Below are 255 nucleotides of genomic sequence, written 5' to 3' on the forward strand. Positions count from 1 at the left end.
TTGTTTCTGCATCTGGTGGCACTATTGTACCATCTTTCTTTATAACATTTTCATTAGTTGATGATTTTATTGATATAGTATATCCACTTGATACTGTTGGCATAGTTAGTGTTGTTGCATCTTTTGTCGGTTCAGTTACACTTGTTATTTTTGATGCCTCATTATCTACTGCTTCTTGGTCTGTATCTACAGCTGTCTTAGCAGGTACTGTTACCTCTATTGATTTTGTATCTGCTGTTTTTCCACTTGATGTAT

1 pseudogene is annotated in these 255 nt (G+C 34.5%); it reads right to left on the reverse strand.

From position 1 onward, the window contains the following. Positions 1-255 (reverse strand): annotated as a pseudogene (locus KGF45_RS19835) (cell wall-binding repeat-containing protein); the annotation flags it as partial.

It is taken from the genome of Clostridioides sp. ZZV14-6154 (genome assembly GCF_020657785.1).
Lineage (GTDB): Bacteria > Bacillota > Clostridia > Peptostreptococcales > Peptostreptococcaceae > Clostridioides.